This window comes from Sphingopyxis sp. GW821-FHT12C06 (genome assembly GCF_058807415.1).
In genome coordinates, this window is sequence record NZ_JBXAQR010000003.1 from 584,514 (window position 1) to 610,367 (window position 25,854).

The window sequence follows — 25,854 nt, forward strand, 5'->3', positions numbered from 1 at the left end:
CACTGAAAGCGCTCTGGGTATGGGATGTATCAGAAAAAAGGGGAGAAGCATGATCCATCCGCTGACGCCGACGCGCAGGCATTTGCTTGCGGCCGGTGTATCGATCGCCTTCCTGTCGGTTCCGGTCGCCGCGCGCGGCCGCCCGCTCCGTATCAGCCTTTTGGGCCAGTCGCTGATCAAGAAAGATTTGCGGACGATCGGCTGGCAGGAGCTGGACGCGTTCCGGAACCTGTTGAAATCGAGCGACGCTGTTTTCACCGACCTCGAAACCGTCATCGCGGGACCGCTGGCCGGACAGTCGACACGGCCGGCGGACAGCGAAGTGCTTCATGTCGGCGACCCTGCCGTGATCGACTGTCTGCAAGCGATCGGCGTCAATATCGTCGCAACGTCGAACAATCATGCCTGGGACCTCGATAGCGGCGGGATATTGTCGACCATCGATGCGCTCAAGCGGCGCAAGCTCGCCTTTGCGGGCACCGGACGCGATCTCGCCGCGGCGAGTGCTCCCGGCTTTCTGAAGGGGCGCACAAGCGTTGCGCTCGTCGCCGCTGCTGCGGGTGCGATCCGCGACGGGGCCGCCGCGACCGGCAGCCGGCCCGGCGTCAACGAACTTCGTCGCGGCGATGATGGCGCGTTGCAGGCGGTCGATGTCGAACGCTATCTCGCCGCGATCCGGCTGGCTGCGAAGCGTGGCGCAATCGTGATCGCCTATCTTCACAATCATTATTGGGAGCCGCGCAAGGCGGACACCCCCGCGTGGCAGCGCGACCTCGCCCGGCGCGCGGTCGATGCCGGGGCTGTCGCTTTTGCGGCGCACGGCGTTCCCGAAATGCAAGGCGTCGAATATTACCGCGGCTTTCCGCTTTTTCACGGGCTGGGCTCGTTCGTCTTCCAGTCGGAAAAAGCGCCCGGCGCCTATGGTCCCGAGGCTTGGCAATCGATTATAGCGGAACTGGAAATCAGCGCGGGCCAAGTCGCGCGCGCGCGGATTATTCCCGTGCAACTCGATGCACGCGGTGTCGAACATGACGGATCGCTTGTCCGGGGCAGCCCAAATCTTGCGACGGGCGCCTCTGCACAGGCGATCCTCGATCGCGTCGCTGCCCTGAGCGCCGTTTTGGGCGATGGCGTCGCCTTCGGGAAGGCAAGTTCATCGGGTCGCGATGCCGGTCCTGTTTCGGCGGTGATATCGGCGGATTAGATTTTGCGATGCAGAATGCCGGAGGCCGCAAGCAACTTCGCTATCCCTACTTCCTGTCGTCCGTGTAATAATATGGCCCCAATGCATCGACGATCGTCTTTGCGTCGAAAGCCCGGGCGTTTTTCGTGTCGGCATCAAGGAAGCGGACGACGATGTCGCTCTTGTAGCCGGTCGGTATGCGGCCGATTTCCCGTCCCTGGTAGCTGGTGGTCTGATAGCGCGCGTAATCGTCGCGCGCGACAATGACGAAAGCCGGTTTTCCGTTCTCCAGCGCAAATTCGGCGGCGCGCAGCAGCGTCATCTCGCGGACGACGGCAGGCGCCGGCGTTGCGCCGGTCAGCGAAACGCGCACGCTGCCATCGGCATTTTGTTTCGCCGCGAAGCCGTCCGTCTTTTTCACACCCTGAAGAAGCGAGATTCCCATTGTGACCGCGGCGTTGGCAAGGGCTCCCAGCACATTGGGCCGCGAGCGCTTGTAGACGGAATTGGTCTTCGCGGTTTCCGGTGCAACGACCGCAAGCAGGATCATCCCGTTGAACATCCGCTTGCGCATGCCGGTCAATTGCGCGGCGGCGATATCGGAAACGGCAGTCGGCGCCTTGCTTGGCAAGGCTGCCTTGTCCTGCATTGCGGAGAACAGGTCCGTGGTCACCGGGTCGAGCGGAAAGTTCTTGTCGTTGACCAGCGCTTCCGCAGCCGGCCGGCGCCCCTCCGCCAGGGCGATGCGGGCATCGATCCGGGTTTCATAGGATGCGATCAGGTCGAGGTCGGGCTTGAAGAGGATCGTCTGCACCTCCTCGCGTACCGAAGGCGATACGGCGGACTGGAACGCGGCATAGCCCGATCTGGCTTCGGCAAGATCGCGCCGAGCCCCTTGGACATCGCCCGTGGCCGCGCGCGCATAGGACAGGGTCAGGCGGCTTTGGAGCTGAGCGCGCACCGCATCCATATTTGCGAGCGCCGATGGCGGGGCCTTCTCGTCATCTGACGCTTCGACCGGGGCCTGTGGAGGAATTTCGAGTTCCGTCACGGCCTTGAAATCGCCCAAAGAAGCGAGAAAACTTGTCTGGTAAAAAATGAAATCGGGGTCCAGACGGCTGGCGGACAGGATCGTCGCCTTTGCGCTGTCATCCTGTTGGCGATGGGTCTGGAGCAGGTGGGCGGCGACGCGCTGGACTTCGGTAGCGAATGGACGTGCCGCCGCGCTCTGGCGCGCAAGGCGCAGCGCTTCGTCGCTCTTGCCCATCTGGTCGTAGATCAGTGCCTGCATCAGATCGAGAGAGACGGCGAAGCTGCGTAAATAGAGCGGATCATTTGCAACCGTGCTGGCCGCTGCTCCGGCATCCTCAATATCCTTCAACGCCTTTTCCAGCTCGCGACCGCGGGCATAGGCCATAGCACGGCCCCGCAGCAGATGTGCGCGCCGCAATCCCTGCGTGGGCAGCAGTTTTGCGTGCCCCAAGGCGGTATCACAGGCGGTAACGATGCTTTGCCAAGAGCCGCCTGAATATTCGCTATATCGCGCGGTGTCGGCAGGCGAGCTTATGCCACCCGGGGATTTTCCGGGCTTGCCGAGCCCATCGCAGCTGGCAAAAATATCCGTGTCGGAAGCTTGGGCCTGCGTTGAGAAAAGCCCGAAGAGCAGGGCGGAGCCCGCGGCCAAAAGCTTCGCACGCATGCCAGTCATCAAATCACCCTTTCGCGGCTTTGAGGCGCCTGTCGGATACCGTTGATGAGATTTTGTTGCGCAAGCCGTCGCGCAATATCCCCCGCGCGGAATCTTAAACTGACAACAGGCGGGAATGCGACACAATTCTGGTGCCGATGGCTGGTAAAACCCGCGCCGCACAAAGACTTGGCTGTCGGCCGGATTCCTGTGGCGATGTCGATATGCTGAATCGATATAGAAAGCCGCCGCAATATTATTTTTCACATAGGCGTCGACCCCTCATTTTCTGTCTGGATCAGGTTGCGACTGCGCATGCGAACCAGGCAGCGACCGGATATTTCATTCGCGAAGGGGGCGACGAGATGGGCAAAATTTGTGGCGGGAATCGGACATTGCTGTTGCTGGGGGCGATGTCGGCGCTGACAGTGCCGGAACTGGCGCTTGCGCAGCAAGGGGTGGCTGCGACAGGCGGGCTCGAAGAGATTGTCGTCACGGCGCGCAAGCGCGCGGAGAATCTGCAAGCGGCCCCGCTTTCGGTCGCAGCGCTGAGTGGCGACACCTTGGAAAAGGCGGGGATCGACGAATTCTCTGAAATCGCGGGCCGGATTCCTGGGTTCACGCTCAATCCCGACAATGTCTCCGAACCCAATATCTTCCTGCGCGGTATCGGCACCGATATCGAAAGCGCCGCGTCGAACGCGGCGATCGGATTCTTCCTGAACGACGTCTATTTGCCACGCGCGCAGGGCACCGCGATCGAATTGTTCGATCTCGAGCGCGTTGAAATCGTCCGCGGGCCACAGGGCACACTCTATGGCAAGAATGTCGTCGGCGGAGCGATCAACTTCATCACACGCAAGCCGACCGACGAATTTCGTGCGGGCGCCGAGGCGGGGATCGGCAATTATGGCAGCTTTGATATCAAGGCCAATGTGTCGGGCGGGCTGGCCGAGGGACTTTCCGGGAGCATCGCAGCGACCGCGCGGCGCCATGACGGCTATGCCTTCAACAGCTTCACAGGCAATGACGTCGAGGATCTGACCGCCTTTGGCATACTCGCGCAGCTGCGTTATCAACCCAACGACAAGCTCGACATCCTGTTGACGGGCGATCTCACGCGCCGCCGCGCGCGCGGCAAATGGGTCGATATCCAGATCCCGTCGGATCACAATATCCCGTTCGTGAACCCCGATCGCCGTCGCGGGCCGAACAATATCGACGGCAAGCAGGATGCCGATTTGGGCGGCGTCCATCTGACCGCCAATCTGGACGTCGGCGTCGGCACGATCACCTCGATCACGGCTTATCGCGAGGGCAGCTTCAAGGCGGTCAACAACGACGCAGGCAGCTTCATCGATTTCACGCAGATGATCTATGGCCCCGACGGCCGGATCGATTTCGGTGCGATCGACCGGGATGCGTTCAACGACGATTATTACATCAACGACAAGGATGAGACGTCGAACAGCTTCTCGCAGGAGCTGCGCTTCCGGTCGGATTTTTCCGGTCCGTTCAACCTGCTTGCGGGTCTCTATTACCAGCATGAGAAGGTCGATCGCAGCGAGATCGCCGACTATATTTTCGTCGACTTCTTCGCGCAGGGCAAGGAAATCGCCGAGACGGGGCTGAAGAGCGACACCTGGGCGGCGTTCGTCGAGGGCAGCTTCGACATCACCGACACCCTCGGGGTCACCGCAGGCATCCGCTATACCAAGGACCGCAAGCGCTTTTCGGTCTATCGCGAGACGATCGGCGATTTCCTTGGCGCCGAGTTCGAGGATGAGGACGGCAATTTCACGCGTGCTTTCTCGGCGGGCAGCAAAAAGAGCTGGGATGCCTGGACGCCCAGCATCAACTTGCACTGGCAGCCGGCGAAGGATGTCTATCTCTATGCGCTTGTTTCCAAAGGCTATAAATCGGGCGGCTGGAACGGTGAGAATGCAACCAACCCGGGCGAGGCACGGGTCGCTTACGACCCCGAATTCGCGCTGAATTATGAGGTCGGCGCCAAGACGACCTGGCTCGACAACCGGCTGCGCTTCAACATCACCGGCTTCTGGACCGAATATAAGGATCTCCAGACCCAGCAGTTCGTGATCTTCGATCCCAATCTGCCCGCCGACAATGTCATCTCCAACGCGGGCAAGGCACGCGTCAAGGGCATTGAGATTGAGAGCATGGTGGTGCCTTTCGACGGGCTGACCCTGTTCGCCAACTACACCTATATGGATGCCAAGATCACCGGCGACCTGATCAGCACCGAGCTGCAATATGATCCCGACTGCTTCTGTTCGGTGCCCGTGCCGACCAATCTGAAGGGCAATGTTCTGCGCCGTTCGCCCGAAAATTCGTTCAGTGTCGGCGGTGACCTCACCGTGCCGCTCAGTGCGCGCTTCAACGGTTTCGTCCGCGCCGACTATAATTGGACCGACGATTTCTTCTTCGACAATGAGAACAGCCTGCGCACCGCCCAGAAGTCGGTGGGTGTGCTCAACGGCTCGATCGGCGTCGCGACCGAAGACGACAAATGGGAGTTCAGGGTGTGGGCCAAGAATCTGACCAACGAACTTTATGAATCGGGCAAGTCCGACGTGATCGGCTCGGTCCTCGTCTCCTACAATCCGCCGCGCACCTATGGCGCGACGATCCGGTGGAAATATTGAACCGGTAGCGGGGGTGCGGCGATGCGTATCGGGTTGATCGGCTTCGGCTTCATCGGGGCCGAACTGTACCGGCGCATCGCCGCAGATACAGGAGCGGGGCAGGTCGTTTTCGTCCACAACCGGACGCCCGGCCGTCTCGCCGCGATCCCGCCCGATATGGTTCTGGGCGATCTCGCCGATGCAGCGCGCTTCGCCCCCGATCTGATCGTCGAGGCGGCGGACCCCGATGTGACGCGCCGCCATGGCGAGGCGTTCCTCGCCTTTACCGACTATATGCCGCTCTCGCTCACCGCGCTCGCCTACGATGCGTTTCGCGACCGGCTGGAACGCGCCGCGGCGCAGTCGGGGCGGTCGCTGCTGATCGCGCATGGCGCGCTCGTCGGCATGGATAGCCTGATTGAATGGCGCGAAATGTGGGATGAGGTGGCGATCACCTTCCGCAAACCACCCGCGAGCCTTGGCGTGACGCAGGGCGCGGGGGAGGAACTGCTGTTCGACGGCAGCGTCCGCGATGCGGCGGCGCGCTATCCGCACAATGTCAACGCGATGGTCGCCTGTGCGCTGGCGACAACCGGGCTTGATCGCTGCCGCGCGCGGCTGATCGCCGATCCCGCGATCGATCATCTCGAACTTGCCGTCGAGGCAACCGGGCGCGACGGCTCGCGGCTTTCGATCCGGCGCTGCCAGCCCGCGGTGGGGGTGTCGGGCAGCGAAATGGCGGCGGCGGCCCATCGATCGGTGATGCGCGCGGGCGGACTGTCCGAACCGATGGCCTTCGTATGAAGGTCGAGACCGGGACCGCGACGCCTGTTCAGCAGACAGTCGACGGGCTTGCGTTCGGGGCGTTTCACGCACGCGTGCTGGCGCTCGTCGCGGCGGTCATCCTGCTCGACGGTTTCGACATCCAGCTCGCCGCCTTCGCCGCCCCCGCGATCCTCGCCGACTGGGGCATCGGTTCGGCGGCGCTGGCGCCGGTGATGGCGGCCTCGCTCGTCGGCATGGCATTCGGGACCAGCATTGGCGGGCGGATCGGCGACCGCTTCGGGCGTCGTCCGGCGCTGATCGGCGCGGTGCTGTGGTTCGGCGCCGCCGCGATGCTCACCGCGCTCTGTACCGATGTGACGAGCTTTTCGATCCTGCGCTTTGTCACGGGGCTGGGGCTGGGCGCCGCGGTGCCCAACGCGACGGCGCTGATCGCCGAATGGATGCCGGCGCGGGCGCGCAACTATGCCGTCACTGTCATCTCGGTCGGCGTGCCGTGCGGCGGGATCGTTGGCGCCGCGATCGCATCGTGGCTGATCCCGGCCTATGGCTGGCCCGCTGCGTTCCTGCTCGGCGGCGCGCTGCCGCTGCTGCTGAGCATCGTCATGCTGTGGGGCTTGCCCGAATCGCCAATCTTGCTGACGCGGCGCGGCGGCAGCGATGACCGGATCGCGAAGATGGTCGCCGATGCCGGCGGCTCGGCCGCGGGCCCGTTCGCTCCGCCTCCCGACGTTGCGGAAGGCGCGCAGGTTTTCGGCCCGACCTTGCGGCGTTCGACGATCGGGATGGGCATCGCTTTCTTTGCGGCGTTAATGGGGGTCTATGCGCTGCTGAGCTGGGTGCCCGTCCTGCTGACGGGCGCTGGCTTTCCAATGGACCGTGCGATCCGCGGTGCGATGATCCTCAACCTGTCGGGGGTTGCGGCCTCGTTCGCACTGACCTGGCTGATGCTGCGGATCGGTTCGCGAGCGACGATCATCGGCACCATCTGCGCCGGGGCGGCCGCGCTCGCGCTGTGGGCGACGCTTCTGCACATGCCCGGGGTTTCGCCTGCGGTCATCCTGACAGGGCTCGCGCTGACCGGCGCGACGATCCTGTCGTTGCAGGTCCTGCTGCTCACCCTCTCGGCGCATGTCTTTCCGGTCGAATGCCGTGCCGCCGGGATCGGTTATTCGATCACCTTTGGCCGGTTGGGCGCGATATTGAGCGCATTCGGCGCGGGCGTGCTGCTGGCGCAACCGCATGGCATATGGCTGTTCTTCGCGATGGTCGCCGCAGCGCTGGCCATATTGGCTGCGGGGGCAATGCTGATTGACCGGCATATGCCCCCGCGGCCTCGCTAGACCGAAGCCGTTCTCATCGCGGCGGCCATGGCTTTTCGGGCGCCTTGAACGACGGCTTGCCGAGCAGCGGCGAGGTCAGCGCGTAAAAGCCGTGGTTGGTGAAGGCCCACAGGATGTTCCGGTCATATTCGGCATAAACGCCGTAAGTCAGATTGCCCTGCGATTCCCCGCCGGTTTCGGCTTCGGTCGGGAAGCGCGGGATGAAATAGCCGGCGATCGCGGGTTTGGTCGGATCCTTGACGTCGAAAATCTGCACCCCGGCATTGTAGAAGGCATAGGAGACGATGCCGTTGCGGAAGCGCCCCGGCTGCGTGAGATAGCCCGAGCGTTTCGGCCCGAAGCTGCCGCGCCGCTGGCAGAAATCGGTGAAGGCGGCGTCGGCGGGCGGGGTCGGGCGCGGGAATTTCGCCGCGATCGCCAGCTTGGCCGGATCGCGCGCATCGATCACCAGAATATCTTTATAGGGCTCATAGCATTCATCGTTCATCGGATAGCCGTTGCTGAAGATATAGCCGGTCCGCTCATATTGGCTGAGGTCGACATTATCGAATTCGGTCCCCGCGAATTTGGGCACCTGATTCACATGGCCGACGATTTTGATTTCGGCGGGGTTGCTGACATCGAGCGCATAGAGGCCAAGCCCCGCCATCGCGCCAAAGGCGATCTTGCCGCCTTCGTCGGGCGCCTTGGTCATGAACGGCGGCATGCGCGATCCGAACCAGGAGGTCCGATTGCCCGCGCGCGGGTTCTGCAGATAGGCTGCCTCATGCCCGGGATCGCCCAAGATCTGCCCCGGCGCTGCGAACTGGCTGACAAAGGCGGGGTTGGCGGGGTCGCTCATGTCCCACACCTGATATCCCGGCGTGTAGATATAGTCTTCGAACTCGGTCAGCATGAAGCGGTCGTCGGGTGCGGTCGACAGGAACATATATTTGCCGCCGGTCCACGCCGGAATGTCGAGCGCCCCCGATCCCTGCTGCTCACCATAGGGCGCATCGGGATGGCGATAATCGGTGGTCCGTTCGGCAATCAGTTTCCACTGGTCGGGGGTCGGGCCGTCCATCGCATAGACGCGAAATCCCTTAAGCCCGTTCCAGTGCTTGAGCGTCTTCACCCCGTCGGGCTCGCGATATTTGGCGTCCATCACGCCGTAGCGCGGCACTTCGAACGCCTGCACCATCACATATTTGCCGAGGCCCTTGTGCCATTGGATATTGGCGGCGCCAAATCCGTCGCCCTTGGGATAGGGGTCGACGATGTCGCGCTTGCCATGCGCGACGACACGCTGGCCGCGGCGATAGACGAGCTGGGCCTTGCGCGGATCGGTGATGTCGAAAATGCCCAGTCCCGACCGGTAATAGACATACATATAGCGCTTGTTGCCGAAGTCGGCGATCGACTGCCACGTATGTCCGGTCGACGGGATGAAGTCGTAAAATGCCAGCACGTCGACATTTTTCTTATAGCTCTTCTGGTCCCAATAGCTGAGTTGCCCGGGGAAGCCGGGCGCCTTTCTGACCAGCGGTGTCGCCTTGGGATGGGCGAACTTTCCGCTCGCCGCGTCCATGCCATAATCCTTGCCCGGAACGGGGGCAGGGGGCTTGCGGTCATAGGTGAGGTTCCACCAGGCGCGGATGTCCGGGTCGGGAATCTCCTGCTCGGATGCCGTCAGCGAAGGTTGGGAGAGTGTGTCGCCCTCGGGCTGATCGTCCGCCTGCGCGGGCGCGATTGAACTCGCCATCGCGAGGGCAACGACGTAGCCGACGCCCCAATATTTACGCTCGATACGCCGCATGCCAGCCTCCCCAAATTACAAACATCCGGGACTTGTCGGCGTTGACGGACGATTGATCCAATAGCGGATGTCCGGGCCGTTATAATGGGTTGGAAATATCGTCGGCGATGGAATGACCCGGCCGATGTGCGTCGCGCGCGACGCAGGCTTCATATTCGAATAGGGGCTTCCTCCTTACGGGGGATGGGTTCGATGTCAGATATAGCCAAATAAGAATATCTACTAATCCATAATCTATTATATCGATATACAAACGCCGGTAATGTCCAGACGGCAAATCAATCAGGCCGGCGCGACCGTTTTCCCGTACGAGGAAAAGGCCCGCCTGGCCGCTGGGGAGTGGGACAATGGGATCAAACAGGAACTTGCACCGGGCGCTACTGGCAACCGCGGCACTTTATGCCATGCCGGGCGCAGCGCTGGCGCAATCGGCGCCGGCTGACGCTGTCGGCATTTCGTCGAACGACGAGATTGTGGTGACGGCGCGCAAACGCGAAGAAAGCCTGCAGGACGTGCCGATTTCGGTGCAGGCGTTCAGCAGCGCGGCGCTGGAGCAAGCGGGGATCAAGGATTTTTCGGAAATCGCCTATCGCGTTCCGGGCCTCAAGCTGAGCGCCGAGCGGGCCGTCGATACAGAGCTTTTCATCCGGGGCATCGGGTCGGACATTCAGGGCGCTGGCGCCGATGGCGCAGTCGGTATCTTTGTCGATGGCGCCTATATGTCGCGCGGGACTGGTTCGCTGCTCGACCTTTATGATCTCGAGCGCGTCGAGGTGCTCAAAGGGCCGCAGGCGCTGCGCTTCGGGAAAAGCGTTGTCGGCGGCCTCATCAACTATGTGACCAAGAGACCCGGCAAGGATTTCGAAGGGCGCTTCGAGGCGACCTATGGCAATTATGACAAGCTCGACGTAGCTGCTTCGGTCCGCGGGCCGGTGTCGGACACGCTGGGTCTCGGTCTGGTCGTCAGCTCGCGCATGCACGACGGTTATGCAAAGAACACCCGTGGCGGTGATGAAGAGGATCAGAATACGCAATCGGTGCGCGGGCAGCTTCGCTGGCAACCGAACGCGACGCTCGATATCAATCTTTCGGCCGATTATACGCGGCATCGCGACGGCGCACGCTGGGTCGACATCATCGTCCCCGGCGACAGCCATGAGGTGACGTACAACAGCTTCTTTGCACCACCGATCGCGAGCCTTCCCGGCTTTGTCCTGCCGAACCGCAACGCGCCGTTCCGGAGCGCGAAGCGCCGCGAGGGTGCGCATAATTTCACCGGCTATCAAAATTCGGATATGTATGGCGTCACTGGATCGGTCGATTGGGAGGCGAGCGATAGCCTCAGCATCGCGCTGCAGACTGCCTGGCGCGATTCCTCGCTGGCGGCGCGCGAGGATGGCGGGGGAATGTTCTTCGATTTCGCGATCGATCCGGCGACCAATGCGCCCAACGTCACTCCGGCGATGCTCGCGGGGCTGGGTACCTATCTCGCTACGGTTCCCGACAGCTATTTCGACAGCGGCAAGGCCGAGGATGTGAAGCAATTCTCGCAGGAACTGCGCCTGCGTTGGGACAATGGCGGCGCGCTTCGGCTGGAAGGCGGCGTCTATTATCTGCGCGAGAAGATCCGCCGCGCCGAGGATGTGAACTTCCTGTTCGCCGATTTTCAGGCGATTACCGAATTTGCCTTCGCCATGGAATTTGGCGGGACACCCGCGTCACCGTTTCCCGGGTCGAACCACACGGTCACCACGTCGAATAACGACAATATCGGCATCTTTGGTGAGGTCAGCTATGATCTGACCGACCAGCTCACCATCGAAGCGGGGCTGCGCTATGCCTATGATCGCAAGAATTATTCGAACAACCGCTCAGGCGAATCCTTCGAAGGCGCGCCGGTCAATTTCACCGTGTCGGACAAGCGGAGCTGGGACGCGTGGCTGCCCAGCGCGACGCTGCGGTTCGAGCCGAGTGACGATGTGACGCTCTATGCGCGCTACGCAAAGGGCTACAAGCCCGGCGGCTGGACCGGCGAAGATGCGAACACTCCCGCAGAGGCGCTGGTGTCGTTCGAGCCTGAGACCGCCAACAGTTTCGAACTGGGCGCCAAGGTGGCGCTCGCCAACCGGCGCATCTTCATTAACGCGGCGGGCTATTACACGCTTTACGACAATCTCCAGACCAACCAGTTCCTGTCGCCCGGACCGGGTATGCCGCCTGACAATTTCGTGTTCAATGCGAAAAACGGTACGCGTGCCTATGGTCTTGAACTCGATATTCAGGCGCGTCTGACCGATACGTTCAGTGTTTCGGGCAATTATGCCTATTCGCGGTGCAACTTCACCGGCGAGCTGATCATCGATGATGATGGGACCGATCTTGACGGCAACACCTGCCGCCGGACCCCCAAGCATGCGTTCGGAGTTTCGGCCAATCTCGACCAGCCGGTCAGCGACAGCATAGTCCTGATCGCCGGCAGCGATTTCCAGTACACCGGCGCCAATTTCTACGACAATCCGAACACGCCGATCCTGAAATTCGATTCCGAGATTTTGCTCAATGCGCGGATCGGCGTGCGCGATACCGACAGCAAATGGGAGCTGACGGCGTGGGCGAAAAACCTGACCAACGAGCTGAACTACACCAGCAAGCTCGACCTGTTCGGGACCATCTATGGCACGTACATTCCGCCGCGCACTTATGGCGTGACGGCCCGGTTCCGCTTTTAGGGGCCGGGAGCATCAGCCGCTTGAATCGCGCACATCGAGAATAAGAGGGAATCGCCAATGAAACGCAGCTTCAGGATCATGGCCGGCGGCGGCGCGGTTGTCGCGGCGCTGCTCCATGCGACGGTGCTGACCGCAGCGAGCGGCGGGGAGGGCGGGCACGATACCGCGCCGATCAACATCGTCGATCCCTGGCTGAAGGCGTGGCAGGATTTGACCCCTGAAAACCCGCCGGCCCCGCCGGTGCCGGGGGTCGATTATGGCATGGACCCGGCGACCGGGACCTTCCGCCACCCGGTCGCGACCCCGCTGACCACGCAGGCACCATCCTTTCCGGGCCAGCTCGATCATTGGGACCAGAACAGCTACGCGAAGAATGTCGATGTCGTCGCTTTCTATCCCGCGGTGACTTCGCCATGGCATGCTTGGGCTAGCGTCGTCGACTTTGACGGCAAGCGTTATCTATACACTCACGACCGCGACTATCTGCGGATCATGGACGTCACTGATCCGCGCAAGGCGACGATCGTCTGGTCGCAGGGCGGCGCCTGGAATGCGAAGGGATCGAGCGAGGATTGGGATGCGTCGGCTGTCACCGACTATTTCGGCGGGGTCACCATCGCGTGGAACAAGAAGCTTCAGCGGAATGTGCTGGTCGCTTCCTACGAGATCGGTCGCTTCGGGCTGATGGACGACAAAAGGCGCCAACCCGACAAGGTCGAAGCACAGCGGCATTATAATTCGCTCAAGGGCTTCAAGGTCTTTGTGATGAACGGTCCGACCCCCGACAAGTGGGAGCTGATCGCGACGCGCACGACCGATATCCAGCATCCTGACGCACCGGTCGGGCAGCAACAGGGATCGGGTGCGCTCGACGGTGCGACCTGGTGGGGCGGCAAATATATGCTGCTCTCGGCGGCGCCCGACGACAGCTATGCGCTGACCGAATATCCCGATTATCTCTATTCGCCCGGATATCAGGTATGGGACATGGAAGACCCGGCCAACCCCAAATTCGTCTCGCAGATCAGTGTGCCGGGGCAGCAGCTCGGCGACAAGGCGAGCGAGGCCGCTTATCTCGCCAATCCGCGCGCGGGCAACCGGACAAGCTGGATGGGATCGCGCACCCCGATCGTGCTCACCAAGCCGGTCGAGGAGGGCGGGAAAATCGGTTTCGGCGGCATGGGCGGGCTTGGCTTCTACAGCTTCGACCTCGGAAACCCGGCGCAGCCGCGCACGCTTGGTCATCTCAGCGTCCCGCCAAGCTATGCCGGCACCGAATTCGACAATATCGACGTCAGCCAATATGACCGCACGGGCTTCGTCTTCTCCAACGGTTATCCGATGAACGAGAATTGTTACGAGCCGTTCAAGGATATTTACTCGATCGATGTGCGCGATCCCGCCAATCCGCGGGTCGCGGCGAAATTCCCGCGGCCGACCCCGCCACCCGGCGCCTCCTTCACCGATTTCTGCCAGCGTCGCGGCAGCTTCGGACCGAAACGGTCGGGCGGGCTGGGGCAACCGGGGGGCGGTCGTCAGGGCCTTGCCGTCTATGCCTTTTACAATGCGGGCATCCAGATTTTCGATGTGAAGGACCCGGCCAAGCCGACGATCGCGGGCTATTTCGTCCCGCGCTTTCCGACCGACAAGGAACTGCCCGAATATACGTTCGGCAATTCGACCTTCGCGGTCTTCACCGAATATGACCGCAACATCATCTGGGCTTTCTCGGTCAACGGTGTTTACGCGCTGTCGTCTCCCTTGCTTGGAAAACCGCGCCTGAGCGCGCCGACAAAGGTCTGGCCCGAACGGCGCTAGGCCCATCTTGAAGGACTGAAAACATGCACGAATGGAAGTTTGCGTTGGCGGGAGCCCTGCTCCTCGCCGGATGCTCGAACGCGCCCGCGAAAAAGGCGGCGGAAAAGCCGGCCGAACCGGCCGGGGCCAATATCCTTCACATCAGCTGGGGCGGCATCGCCGAAGCCGATCGCGATGAAGCGAAGCGGCACTGGTCGACCTGGACGATCAATCTTGTCGATGGCGGCCCGGCCTATGGCTGGCTGTCGCCGAAGGACATCGCCTTTCCCCATACGCTGAACTTTGAACTTGCGGGCAATGGCAAGGTGCGCGCGGTCGCGATCGACAGCCGGTTCGAACCGGTCGTCCGCGAAGACGGGTCGATGTCGCAGACCGCCGAAGGGTCGCCTGTGCGACGCTTTGCGCTGCTGGGATCGACCACCGGACCCGAAGGGCCGTTCGAAACCCTCGTTGAAGGCGAAGCCAAGGCCGACGCGCAGACGACCGTGAATCTGCCCAAGGAAAGCCGGGCGCGCTGGCTGCGGCTGCGCGTCGACAGCAATTGGGCGGGGAGCGGCGCGACGCGTCTGTCGGACCTCGCGGTCATCGGCGAGCTCGAGCAGCGCGGCGCTGCGGGGGGGGGCGACGTCAGCGGCGTCTATGCCCATGAATATGGTCCGATCGCGTTGCGGCAAAAGGGGCAGGATATCTGGGGCTGTTACAACAATGGCCTCGGCACGCTGCGCGGCACGATCTTTGGCCGGATCATGCGGCTCTCCTGGTTCTCGAAGGAAGAGGGCAGTATCGGTTCGGCAACGCTGGTCGCTGCGAACGGCAGGCTCTATGGTTTCTGGTATCAACCGGAAGACAAGATGGGCAGCCCATGGAACGCGACCCGCGAAAAGGGGCTGGAAGGCGCCGATGGCAAATGCCAGGCCGCACTCTATCCGCCGGCCTGATCGAGAGGACCATATGACCGACATTTTTCCAGTCGCCGCACCCAGCGCTGAAATCGCAGGCAGCGATCGTCGTTTTCCCGTTCGGCGCATCTTCTGCGTCGGCAAGAATTACGCCGATCATGCCCGCGAGATGGGCGGTGATCCCGAACGCGAGCCGCCCTTCTTCTTCTCGAAGCCCGCCGATGCGGTGGTTCCGGGCACCGCCGAAATCGCCATGCCGCCGCGTACCGCCAATCTGCATCATGAGATCGAGCTGGTGGTCGCGATCGGCAAGGGCGGCGCGAACATCGCTCTCGACGATGCGGCGGCGGCGGTGTTCGGCTATGCGGTCGGCAACGACCTGACCCGCCGCGACCTGCAGGCCGATGCCAAAGCGACCGCACGCCCGTGGGACATGGCCAAAGGCTTCGATCGCAGCGCGATATTGTCGCCGATCCGCCCCGCCGCCGACATCGGCCATCCGTCGGCGGCGCGCATCTGGCTGTCGGTCAATGGCGCGGTGCGTCAGGACGGCGACATCGCCGACATGATCTGGCCGGTCGCCGACATCATCGCCGAACTGTCGACCTATGTCGAACTTCAGCCCGGCGACCTCATCTATACCGGCACCCCGGCGGGCGTCGGGCGCATCGCCCCGGGCGACCTTGTCGAAGGCGGCATCGACGGCATAGGTGCGATCGCCAACCGCTTCGTCTGATCGTTTCTTCTATAACGCGAATGACATATCGCGGCGGCTATTTGATATTATTTGTTTATGGCGGACGGGCCTAGGCCGGTCGCAGCAAATGGCCTTTGATGAAGGATTCCTGGATGAAATCGACCAATGTTGCCCGCAATGTCGTTGCGGCGCTTCGCGACATGGGGGTGCGTCATGTCTTCGGCGTACCGAGCGGCGGCTGGGTCGATTATATGGAGGCGATCCGCACCACCGACGGCATTGATTTCGTGCTGGCGAGCCATGAGGGCGGCGCGGGTTTCATGGCCGATATTTGCGGGCGGTTGACCGGCGTGCCGGGGGTCTGTTTCGGCACATTCGGGCCGGGCGCGACCAATCTTGCCACCGGGGTCGGCGGTGCGACGCTCGATCGCTCGCCGATGATCGCACTGACCGACGAAATGCCCGCCGCCCTGCGCGGCCGGACGGTGCAGATGGGGATCGACCATCAGGCACTCTTCGCGCCGCTGACCAAGGCGACGATGCGGATCGAGGCCGATACCGCCGTCGATACGCTGGCCGAAGCGGCGCGGATCGCGCTGTCGGGTCGCCCGGGTGCGGTCCATGTCGGCTTGCCGCAGGGGATGAGCGGGATCGCGGTCGATGCGGTGCAGATCGCGCCGGTCGCCGCCGATCCGGTGCCGGCGCCCGCCGCCGCCGATATCGACGCGTTAGTCGCCGCCTTCGCTGCGGCCGAAAAGCCGGTCCTCGCGATCGGGCTGGGCGCTGTCCATGCGGGCGTGCAGGATGAGATTTTGGCGCTTGCCGAACGTTTCGGCCTGCCGGTTCTGCTGACCCCGATGGCGAAAGGCATGGTCGCGGAGACGCATCCCAATTATGCGGGGGTTCTCTTCCACGCACTCTCCGATCTGGTCGGGCAGACGCATGCCGAGGCCGATCTGGTGGTCGCGGTCGGTTATGATCCGATCGAGTTCAACTTCGAGGGCTGGATGCGCGATGGCCTCGCGCTCGCTAACATTGACATTGTTGCTGCAGACATCGATCGTGCGGTGCATCCGGTGCCGGCCGAAGTCGTGGGTGCCATCGCTCCTGCCCTCGATGCGCTGCTCGCTCTTCCTGGCACGCTCAAGAACTGGGATCTTGCGGCAGTTGCGGCGCGCAAGGCGGATATGTTTGCGCGGCTGGCCGGGAGCAATGGGCCCTTTGGCCCGCGCGCCGCGCTCGACGTGCTGCGCGATGTCCTGCCGGACGATGGCATCATGACCTGCGACGTTGGCGCACACACGCATTTGATCGGCCAGCATTGGCGCACCCCGATGCCGGGAACGCAAATCATGACCAACGGCTGGTCGGCGATGGGTTTCGGCCTACCAGCGGCGATCGCGGCGAAGCTGTGTCGCCCCAACACGCCCGTCTGTTGCGTACTGGGCGATGGCGGCTTCCTGATGACCGCGGGCGAACTGGCGACGGCGGTGCGCGAGAAGCTGCGCATGGTGATCGTCATCTTCACCGACAACGACCTCGCGCTGATCCGTATCAAGCAGGAAAAAAAGTCGAACCCGATCTATGGCACGCCGGTGCGCGCCGAGGGGACGATCGGCGGACCGTCGCTGTTCGGCGTTCCGGTGACGGTCGCGCGCGATCCCGCCGAATTCCGCGCCGCGCTGGAGGCGGGCTTTGCCTCCGACGGGCCGGTAATCGTCGAGGCGCTGCTCGACAGCCGCGAATATGACGCGCTCGTGCTGCGCAAGGACAAGCCGTGATCCACGTCCCGTTCGACGCCGGCCGATCGCTGCTGATCGGCGGGCGCTGGGAGGGTGCGGCCGCGACGATGGCGGTGACCAATCCCTTTTCGGGCGAAGCGCTGGGCGAGGTGGCGTGCGCGGGCGTCGACCATGTCGAACGTGCGGTTGCGAGTGCGAGGATCGCCGCCGCCGCGATGGCCGACCTGTCGACCGGAGAGCGCGCGCGCATCCTGCATCGCGCCGCATCGGCGCTGGAAGGCGACGCGGCCCGCTTTGCTGCCGCGATCACCGCGGAAACCGGAAAGCCGATCCGCTCGGCGACACGAGAGGTCGCGCGCGCGGTTAATACGCTGCGGCTGTCGGCGGAAGAAGCGACGCGGCTGGCGGGCGAGACGATCGCGTTTGATAGCTTTCCGGGCGGCGAGACGCGGTCGGGTCATTATCTGCACGAACCGCTGGGGGTGATCGCGGCGATTACCCCGTTCAACGATCCTCTGAACCTGATCTGCCACAAGATCGGTCCCGCCTTTGCTGCGGGAAATGCCGTGGTGCTGAAGCCTGCCGAACAGGCGCCGCTGGTCGCCATCATGCTCGCGCGGCTGATGCTCGCGACGGGGCTGCCCGACGGCGCTCTCAATCTGCTCACCGGGCGCGGGCGCGATTTCGGCGATGCGCTCACCAGCCATGACGATGTCGCGATGGTCAGCTTCACCGGCGGCGCCAATGTGGGGCAGGCGATTTGTCGCTCGGCGGGGATCAAGCGCGTCGCGATGGAATTGGGCGGCAACGGCCCGGTGATCGTGATGGACGATGCCGATATCGACAAGGCTGCAAAGGCTTGCGCAGCGGGCGCCTTCGGGGCGGCGGGGCAGAATTGTATCGGGGTCCAGCGCATCTATGTGCATGACTTCGTCCATGATGCGTTTCGCGATGCGATCGTCGCGGCGACCGATGCCTTGCGTGTCGGCGATCCGATGGACCCGGCGACCGACATCGGCCCGATGATCTGTTCGCAGCAGGCCGAGCGCATCGTTGAATGGACGCGCGAGGCGGTTGCGCAGGGGGCGACGCTGCTGACCGGCGGCGAACGTGCGGGCACGCTGGTCCGGCCGACCTTGCTCGCCGACGTACCGGAGGATGCGCGCGTCGCCTGCCACGAAGCCTTTGGCCCGGTGGTCAGCCTGTTTCGCTTCACCGACCTCGACGAGGCCATCGACGCCGCCAATCGCGCCGACTACGCGATCCACGCCGCGATCTTCACCGAATCGCTCCGTCATGCGCGTCACGCCGCGCGGCGGCTGCGCGTCGCCGGGGTGATGATCAATGATTCGACCGATTACCGCCTCGACGCCATGCCTTTTGGCGGCGCCGGGCGGGGCAATATGGGACGCGAGGGCGTGCGCTTTGCCGCGCGCGAAATGTCCCAGACGAAGGTAATATGCTTCCATGATGCTTGATGTGACCCCGATAGCAATCGCTGAAACCCCCGACCGCGCCTGGTGTGAGGCGATGGACCGTGCGGACCCGCTGGCGCCGCTGCGCGAGCAGTTCGTCCTGCCTGAAGGGATGCTCTATCTCGACGGCAATTCGCTCGGCGCGATGCCCAAGGCGGCGAGCGCCCGCGCGCTCGATGTGGTGACGCGCGAATGGGGCACCGACCTCATCAAAAGCTGGAACAGCGCCGGCTGGTTCGACCTGCCGGTGCGGCTGGGCGACAAGCTCGCACCGCTCATCGGTGCCGGGGCGGGCGAGGTCATCGTCTGCGATTCGACCAGCCAAAATCTGTTCAAGGTGCTGTCGGCAGCGGTCGCGATGCGCCCCGACCGCAGCGTGCTGATCCTCGAAGGCAGCAATTTTCCGACCAACAATTATATCGCCGAAGGCGTCGCCGCCGCGACCGGCGGGCGCGTTACTGTGCGCTTGTGCGAGAAGGACGAGATTGCCGACGCGATCGACGAGAACACGATCGCCGTCGCGATCACCCATGTCCATTATAAGAGCGGGCATATCCACGACATGGCGGCGATCACCGCGCGCGCGCAGGCGGCGGGGGCGCTCGCGATCTGGGACCTGTGCCACAGCGCGGGCGCGATGCCGGTCGAACTCAATGGCTGCAATGCCGATTTCGCGGTCGGCTGCACCTATAAATATCTGAACGGCGGTCCCGGCTCGCCTGCTTTCCTGTTCGTCGCGGCGCGGCATCAGGGCGATGCGCATCAGCCCGTCACCGGCTGGTGGGGGCATGCCGCGCCTTTCGCCTTCGAACCCGGCTATCGCCCGCAAGCGGGGCTGCGTCAGTTTCTGATCGGCACCCAGCCGATCCTGTCGATGACGCTCGCCGAAATCGGGCTCGATATTCATCTGTCGGCCGACATGGCGACGATCCGCGCCAAGTCGATGGCGCTGACCGACCTCTTCATCCGCCTCGTCGAGCAGCGCTGCGCGGGCCATGGCTTCACGCTGGCGTCGCCGCGCGATGCCGCGGCGCGTGGTAGCCAGGTTTCCTTTGCGCACGCCGACGGCTATCCGATCATGCGCGCGCTGATTGCCGCCGGCGTGATCGGTGACTTTCGTGCGCCCGACACGGTTCGTTTCGGCTTCACCCCGCTCTATGTCGGCTATGCCGACGTCTGGGATGCGGTCGAACGTCTGGTGGCGATCATGGACGGCGATATCTGGAAACTACCCGAGCATCAGGCACGCGAAGCGGTCACTTGAGCGAAGGGCGAGGGGGAATGGCGATGGACGAACAAGCCTATGTGGACCGCGAGGCGGGGCTCGAACGCGGGCTGACCAAGGCGCAGATCACGATGATCGGCCTCGGCGGCGCAATCGGCACCGGCCTGTTCATGGGGTCGGGGATCGCGATCGGCTATGCGGGGCCCGCCGTCCTCATCAGCTTTGGCATCGCAGCGCTGATCGCGGTGATCATGGTGTTCAGCCTGTCCGAAATGGCGGTGGTTCACCCGACCGCGGGATCGTTCGGCACCTATGCCGAAATCTACCTCGGCCCGATGATGGGCTTCATCGTCCGCTATACATACTGGATCCAGCAAGTGTTGCTGATCGGCAGTGAGGCGGTCGCGGTCGGCATTTATATGAGCTGGTGGTATCCCGATACGCCGGTGTGGATGTGGGCGATCGGCAGCGCTGCGGTCGTCGTCTGGGTCAACACCCGCGCGGTGCATAATTTCGGATCGGTCGAATATTGGCTGACCGTGATCAAAGTGTCGGCGATCATCGGTTTCATCATCGTCGGGCTCAGCCGGATTTTTGGCGTCGTCGGCGATCCCATCGGCCTTCACAATGTCACCGGTCTGGCCGGCGGCTTTCTGCCCAATGGCTTCTCGGGTGTGTGGATGGCGGTGCTGATGGCGCTATTTTCCTTCATGGGGCTGGAGTTCGTCGTCGGCACCGCGAGCGAAGCGAAGGATCCGAAGACCGCGATCCCGGCGGCGCTGCGCACGATGGCGGCGCGCCTTTTCATCTTTTACATTCTCGCGCTGTTCATCATCGTCGCTTTCATGCCGTGGACCGAGACCGGGGCGAAGGTCGTCACCGAAAGCCCGTTCGTGAAAATGTTCGCGAGTGCGGGGATTCCCTATGCGGCGGGCATCATGAACTTCGTAGTCGCCTCGGCGGCACTGTCGGCGATGAACACCAGCATCTACCTCGGCTCGCGCATGCTCTTCTCGCTCGCGCGCGGTGGCTATGCGCCGCGCGCCTTTGGCGAACTTAATGCGCAAAAGGTGCCGATGCGCGCGACGATCGTCACCGGCGTCGGCATTCTTGCCGCCGCCTCGGTGTCGATCCTGACCCCGCTCGCCTATAATTATCTGTTCGGGATCGTGCTGTTCGGCGGGCTGCTCGTGTGGAGCACCATATTGGTCAGCCATCTTCGCTTTCGCCGCCATCATCACGGCGCGGACCTGCCGGTGCGGATGCCGTTTTTTCCTTATGCCCAGATACTGGGGTTGGTACTGCTCGCCGCGATTACGGTGACGATGGCGCTCGACACCGATTTTTGGCAGACGGCGGTGATTGCGGGCGTGCCGTGGCTGGTCATTATCTCGATCGCCTATTTGATCTGGCGGCGCGTTTCGCGTGGATCGGCCGCCGCCAGCTAATCCTGCTCCATCTCGCTGCGGATTTCGGCCGCTATTTCATGGATCACCCCCATGAAATAGCGGACCGCAGCCGACATCTCGACATTCGCGTGGGTTGTGGCCCCGATCCGTGAGCTTGCGCCCTCCAGCGTGACCGGTAGCGCGACCAGCCCCGCCTGGCCGATGCCGACCTGGTGCGGCATCGCGGCGAGCATGTCGGTGCTCTTCAGCAGCGCATGATTGGTCAGGATCGACACCGATTCGATCACGTCGCGCGGCGGTTCCAGCCCTTCGTGGCGAAAGGCATGATCGATCTGGCGGCGCAGCGACGTCTGCGTCGGCGGCATGACCCACGCCTGATCGACGAGATCGGCAAGCGTCAGCGCCGCGCGCTGAGCCAGCGGGTGGTCGGCGCGCACCATGATCGACACGGTGTCGAGATAAAGCACCTCCTGCGTCAGGCCTTCGCGCTCGCGATATTCGGGCAGGCGTCCCAGAACCACGTCGATGTCGCCGGTGCGGAGGGCGGGCATCAGCCGGTCGATCGTACCCTCGGCCACCGTCACCGCGATGCCCGGCCGCTGCTGGCGCAGCCGCGCGAGGGCGCGGGGCAGGAGCGACGTCGATGCCGCGAGCAATGTCCCGACATGGACGCGGCCCGACAGCCCTTCTTCGAGCGACTGCAATTCCTCGCCCGCATGGCGCAGCTGGGTCAGAATCAGCTTGGCATGTTTGATCATCACCTTGCCGAAATCGGTCGGGGTCACCCCGCGCGACGACCGGTCGAACAGCTGGACGCCCAGCGCGTCCTCGAGCTCCTTGATGCTCTTGGTCGCGGCGGGCTGAGCGATGTTCAGCGCCTGCGATCCTTTCAGCACCGTGCCTTCGTCGGCGATCGCGGTGAGCAGGCGCAACTGGCGCAGCTTCAGCCGGCCGAGCAGGAAGTTATCGTGAAATTTTGGCATGAAGCTCCCCCGTCTGCGTTGGGAACGCTATAACCTTTTTATAATAGCGAGGGCAAGTCTCGGGATTATTGTTGATAGCTGACCCCGGTTACTCAACCTCATGGCCCACACGCCAAAACCGGCTGTGGGCATGACGATTGAACAGGGGTGCGGCGAAAGTCATGACAATAGAGGCTTCACAGCAAATGGCTGTCATCGACATGCACAGCCATTTTTTCCCCGCGATGGATGCCGCCTATCGCGCACGGGCAGAGGCCGATGGCCTGCCGTGGCTTCGCGATGCGGGGGGCGGCAAGGGCTTCATCATGCAGGGGGCGAAGGAGTTTCGCCCCGTCGAGGATATCCTTTGGGATCCGGCACGGCGCGTCGAAGCGCTCGATGAACAGGGCATCGACCTGCAAATCCTGTGCGCGACCCCGATCATGTTCGGTTACAGCCGCCCCGCGGCGGACGCGCTCGACAGCGCGCAGCGCTTCAATGACGAAGCGCTCGCCTTTTGCGGCTACGCCCCGCACCGGATGAAGGCGCTGGCGCAGGTGCCGTTGCAGGACATCGACATGTCGTGCGCCGAGGTCAGCCGCGCGATGGCGACGGGCCATCTGGGCGTCCAGATCGGCAATCATATGGGGCTTCGCAATCTCGACGACGAAGGGATTTTGACCTTCCTCACCCATTGCGCCGATGTCGGCGCCGCGGTGCTGATCCACCCCTGGGACATGATGGCGCGCGAGCGTATGCCCAAATATATGCTGCCCTGGCTGGTGGCGATGCCCGCGGAAACGCAGTTGTCGATCCTGTCGCTGATCCTGTCGGGGGCGTTCGAGCGCCTGCCGAAGAATCTGCGTATCTGCTTCGGTCATGGCGGCGGCAGCTTTGCCTTCCTGCTCGGCCGCGTCGAGAACGCGTGGAAGCATCGCGATATCGTGCGCGTCGATTGCCCGCAGCCGCCCTCGACCTATGTCGACCGTTTCTTTGTCGATTCAGCGGTGTTCGATCCGCGCGCGCTCAGCCTGCTGATCGACGTGATGGGCGAGGATCGCGTCCTGCTCGGCTCCGACCATCCTTTCCCGCTGGGCGAGCAGGATATCGGCTCGCTCGTGCGCGGGCACGACGGCCTGTCGGGCGCGCAGAAGGCGAAGATCCTGAGCGGCAATGCGAAGGCGTTTCTGAATCTTTAGCCGTCGTGTTGGCGGTTTTGGGGTGGATTTGAGACAGCCCGCTTCTGAGCAATAATCGTTAGGAAGCGGATATCTGTCGCGCTAGGCTTCTGCCATGAACGAGACCTACCAGGATGCCGAGACACTATGGCCAATCCGCCACGTCATCAGCGCCGGAGGGTTGTTCGGCGTCGGCTTCGCAAGCGGCTCAGATCTGTTATTGATAGCGACCCACGATGGTAGGGGCGTTGTCAATTGTATCTCCGGAGAACTGGTCGCGCGTGATCGCGACCCTGCGTTTCCGTTCGATGAAGACAGCCGCATGGCGGAGGGGATTGGTCCGATGGTGGGCCAAGAAATTCTTATCGCTGGCGAAGTCTACGGTGGCGTTTTGCCGCGAGAAACAGGCGATGGCTGGCGGTTGAAGAGTGAGCTTTCGAATAGCAGCGACGATATAGTCCGGTTGATCGCTCCACTCGGCACAGCTTGCGAGCCGCGCGTATTCACTGGCTTCGTTCCAGAAATTAGAGTGTTCGGATTTTCACCGACGGGACGCTCCTTTGTCATCGGAACCGGAGCTGAGGTTTTCACCTTCGCCCGCTAACGACGGCTTGCGGGCGTCGATGCCTCTATGCTCAACGACGACAGATGGTCGTTAGCTGCCATTTCCAATTCGTCACCCCGGACTTGATCCGGGGTCTATGACTTCAACGCTGCTGTGGATCCCGGATCAAGTCCGGGATGACGAGGAAGGCGGGGGCGGCTTTCGGTCGTAACCTGGCGCTCTGGACCACGCTTGTGCCGGGGAGCAGTCAGTTTCATTTGAAATTAGCCACATGTGCAAAGGATTTTCTGCGCATGTTCCCCAAATCAAAAGGCCGCCCGAGCATGATGCTCTGACGGCCTTTTGATTTTCGCGACGGGAGGATTAAGCCGCCGGCGGATTGCCCTTATAGCTTTCGGTGCCTGCCCAGCCGCGTTCGGACACGTCGACCATCACGCTCTCGGGACCGGTCATCTTATATTCGGCATTATCCTTGGCCGGGTTCTTGCCAAGGCCCTGCGCCAGATTGACGTCGTGGCGCGGCGCATAGCCCGAATTTTCGAAGCGCTCGACGACCGCGTTGATGTCGTCGCACTGAAAACCGATGTGGTGCAGCCCGGTATAGCCTTCGGGAAATTCCATGCCCGCAGCGGGGCGGTTCTTGAAGCAGAGCAGTGCGATATTGATGTGGCCGTCGGTCACATAATATCCGCGCGCGTTGCGGCTGTCGATTTTGCCGGCGAGGGTCCAGCCGAGGACGTCGGTGAAGAAGCCGACCGAATTGTCGGGGTCGGCGGATGCGATCGCCACATGGCGCAGGCGGGTGGTCATAGGATTGGCCTTTCTTTAGGGAAATCAGGTTCCGATACGGATGGGGCTAACGAGGTCATTCAGCGCGGCAACGATGCTTTGCGCGGTGATCCGGCCGGTGCCGGGATTCTCGTCGGTCGGAATATTCTCGATGATGAGCTCGAGCCGCGCGCTGTCGGAATCGACGACGATGCGGTGTGTGTTGCGTTCGAGCGCAGGGTCGGCCCAGATTTCGAGGCGCGTCCGTTCGGGCCCCACGCCCGCCATACCCAGCGCTGCCGCGACATTGACATTGGCGGGGAAGGCGAGGGCGCCTTCTCGCGCGCTGCCTTCGAAAATCTTGAGCGGTTCGGTCAGCGCCGACAGGTCGATCTTGTTGCGGACGACATGTTCGGCCTTGACCAGCGACTTGACCGGCTTGCGCGTCACCATCGTTACCGAATGAATGGTGCCGATCGCCGCCGCGCGCACCGCGTCGAGCCCGAGCAGCGCGCCGGTTGCCAATATGATGCGTCCGCCATGCGCCCGCGCCAGATCGGCCGCCTCGGGCCATTGCATCAGCGCCGCGCCGCTGACCGTGACCAGCGTCTTGCCGGCGCGCAGCGTCGTCTCGGCGATATCGCGAAAGGCTGCGGTCGGTGCGCAATCGACGAGGACGTCGGACGCGGCGATGAGGTCGGCGGTGTCCAAGATGGGAACCGGCTGTTGCAGCCGTGCCATCGCGGTCTCGGCGCGCGTGCGGTCGCCAGCGGATACCGCCGCCAGCGTCAGCGGCAATGCGCTTGCTTCGATATGGCGCGCGACAACGCGGCCGATGGTGCCGAACCCGGCTATGCCCACTTTGATCATGTCTGCGGCGCTAAAGCGTCGCTGCTATATGCGATAATATCCTTTGGCCGCTTCGCTATCCCGGAATGGATATAGAAGGCG

19 protein-coding genes are annotated in these 25,854 nt (G+C 63.0%); 14 read left to right on the top strand and 5 right to left on the bottom strand.

Going from position 1 to position 25,854, the window contains the following annotated elements; all coding sequences use genetic code 11:
* Positions 1-49 precede the first annotated feature (49 nt).
* Entirely contained in the window at positions 50-1,204 is a 1,155-nt protein-coding gene (locus AC1RRJ_RS11745) for a CapA family protein (protein WP_493122811.1), read from the top strand.
* A gap of 46 nt (positions 1,205-1,250) precedes the next feature.
* Here the strand turns inward: AC1RRJ_RS11745 and AC1RRJ_RS11750 are convergent, their stop codons facing one another.
* The gene (locus AC1RRJ_RS11750; protein ID WP_493122813.1) at positions 1,251-3,137 is read right to left on the bottom strand and encodes a tetratricopeptide repeat protein; all 1,887 of its coding nucleotides are present in this window, start codon (positions 3,135-3,137) and stop codon (positions 1,251-1,253) included.
* Between the two features lie 146 nt (positions 3,138-3,283).
* Between AC1RRJ_RS11750 and AC1RRJ_RS11755 the strand changes: the two genes are divergently transcribed.
* From AC1RRJ_RS11755 to AC1RRJ_RS11765, 3 genes are read left to right on the top strand one after another with little or no spacing between them, the layout of a single operon-like run.
* Complete coding sequence (locus AC1RRJ_RS11755; protein WP_493122815.1) at positions 3,284-5,536, top strand: TonB-dependent receptor; 2,253 nt, start codon at positions 3,284-3,286, stop codon at positions 5,534-5,536.
* Between the two features lie 21 nt (positions 5,537-5,557).
* A complete protein-coding gene (locus AC1RRJ_RS11760) occupies positions 5,558-6,319 on the top strand; it encodes an aspartate dehydrogenase domain-containing protein (RefSeq protein ID WP_493122817.1) in 762 nt (253 codons plus the stop codon).
* The gene (locus tag AC1RRJ_RS11765) at positions 6,316-7,641 is read left to right on the top strand and encodes an MFS transporter (protein ID WP_493122819.1); all 1,326 of its coding nucleotides are present in this window, start codon (positions 6,316-6,318) and stop codon (positions 7,639-7,641) included. Before AC1RRJ_RS11760 ends, AC1RRJ_RS11765 begins: the two co-directional genes overlap by 4 nt.
* Before the next feature lie 13 nt (positions 7,642-7,654).
* Here the strand turns inward: AC1RRJ_RS11765 and AC1RRJ_RS11770 are convergent, their stop codons facing one another.
* Positions 7,655-9,436 (bottom strand): LVIVD repeat-containing protein, encoded by a 1,782-nt coding sequence (locus AC1RRJ_RS11770; protein WP_493122821.1) that lies wholly within the window; start codon positions 9,434-9,436, stop codon positions 7,655-7,657.
* Positions 9,437-9,783: 347 nt separating this feature from the next.
* Here AC1RRJ_RS11770 and AC1RRJ_RS11775 point away from each other — a divergent pair, with 347 nt between their 5' ends.
* The 8 genes from AC1RRJ_RS11775 (at position 9,784) to AC1RRJ_RS11810 (ending at position 21,469) form a co-directional block, all read left to right on the top strand.
* Entirely contained in the window at positions 9,784-12,165 is a 2,382-nt protein-coding gene (locus tag AC1RRJ_RS11775) for a TonB-dependent receptor (RefSeq protein ID WP_493122823.1), read from the top strand.
* 57 nt (positions 12,166-12,222) lie between these two features.
* Positions 12,223-13,983 (top strand): LVIVD repeat-containing protein, encoded by a 1,761-nt coding sequence (locus AC1RRJ_RS11780; protein ID WP_493122825.1) that lies wholly within the window; start codon positions 12,223-12,225, stop codon positions 13,981-13,983.
* A gap of 23 nt (positions 13,984-14,006) precedes the next feature.
* Positions 14,007-14,921 carry a hypothetical protein gene (locus AC1RRJ_RS11785; RefSeq protein WP_493122827.1) on the top strand — a complete coding sequence of 305 codons (915 nt, stop codon included), beginning with the start codon at positions 14,007-14,009 and terminating at the stop codon, positions 14,919-14,921.
* A 13-nt stretch (positions 14,922-14,934) separates the two neighbouring features.
* A complete protein-coding gene (locus tag AC1RRJ_RS11790) occupies positions 14,935-15,618 on the top strand; it encodes a fumarylacetoacetate hydrolase family protein (RefSeq protein WP_493122829.1) in 684 nt (227 codons plus the stop codon).
* Between the two features lie 113 nt (positions 15,619-15,731).
* The gene (locus AC1RRJ_RS11795) at positions 15,732-17,360 is read left to right on the top strand and encodes a thiamine pyrophosphate-binding protein (RefSeq protein WP_493122831.1); all 1,629 of its coding nucleotides are present in this window, start codon (positions 15,732-15,734) and stop codon (positions 17,358-17,360) included.
* Positions 17,357-18,799: an aldehyde dehydrogenase family protein gene (locus AC1RRJ_RS11800; RefSeq protein ID WP_493122833.1), complete on the top strand. Its 1,443-nt coding sequence runs from the start codon at positions 17,357-17,359 to the stop codon at positions 18,797-18,799. Before AC1RRJ_RS11795 ends, AC1RRJ_RS11800 begins: the two co-directional genes overlap by 4 nt.
* 52 nt (positions 18,800-18,851) lie before the next feature.
* Complete coding sequence (kynU, locus tag AC1RRJ_RS11805; RefSeq protein ID WP_493123052.1) at positions 18,852-20,060, top strand: kynureninase; 1,209 nt, start codon at positions 18,852-18,854, stop codon at positions 20,058-20,060.
* 17 nt (positions 20,061-20,077) lie between these two features.
* Complete coding sequence (locus tag AC1RRJ_RS11810) at positions 20,078-21,469, top strand: amino acid permease (RefSeq protein WP_493122835.1); 1,392 nt, start codon at positions 20,078-20,080, stop codon at positions 21,467-21,469.
* On the opposite strand, the gene AC1RRJ_RS11815 is transcribed toward AC1RRJ_RS11810, so the two are convergent.
* Positions 21,466-22,413 (bottom strand): LysR family transcriptional regulator, encoded by a 948-nt coding sequence (locus AC1RRJ_RS11815; RefSeq protein ID WP_493122837.1) that lies wholly within the window; start codon positions 22,411-22,413, stop codon positions 21,466-21,468. The genes AC1RRJ_RS11810 and AC1RRJ_RS11815 overlap by 4 nt on opposite strands.
* A gap of 185 nt (positions 22,414-22,598) precedes the next feature.
* Between AC1RRJ_RS11815 and AC1RRJ_RS11820 the strand changes: the two genes are divergently transcribed.
* Together AC1RRJ_RS11820 and AC1RRJ_RS11825 are read left to right on the top strand one after the other, a co-directional pair.
* Positions 22,599-23,591 (top strand): amidohydrolase family protein, encoded by a 993-nt coding sequence (locus AC1RRJ_RS11820; RefSeq protein WP_493122839.1) that lies wholly within the window; start codon positions 22,599-22,601, stop codon positions 23,589-23,591.
* A 94-nt stretch (positions 23,592-23,685) separates the two neighbouring features.
* The gene (locus AC1RRJ_RS11825; RefSeq protein ID WP_493122841.1) at positions 23,686-24,174 is read left to right on the top strand and encodes a hypothetical protein; all 489 of its coding nucleotides are present in this window, start codon (positions 23,686-23,688) and stop codon (positions 24,172-24,174) included.
* 324 nt (positions 24,175-24,498) lie between these two features.
* Here AC1RRJ_RS11825 and AC1RRJ_RS11830 read toward each other — a convergent pair whose 3' ends face one another.
* Positions 24,499-24,945, bottom strand: a complete 447-nt coding sequence (locus AC1RRJ_RS11830; protein ID WP_438322016.1) for a VOC family protein — start codon at positions 24,943-24,945, stop codon at positions 24,499-24,501.
* 24 nt (positions 24,946-24,969) lie between these two features.
* Entirely contained in the window at positions 24,970-25,773 is an 804-nt protein-coding gene (locus AC1RRJ_RS11835) for an aspartate dehydrogenase (RefSeq protein ID WP_493122843.1), read from the bottom strand.
* Positions 25,774-25,854: the final 81 nt, after the last annotated feature.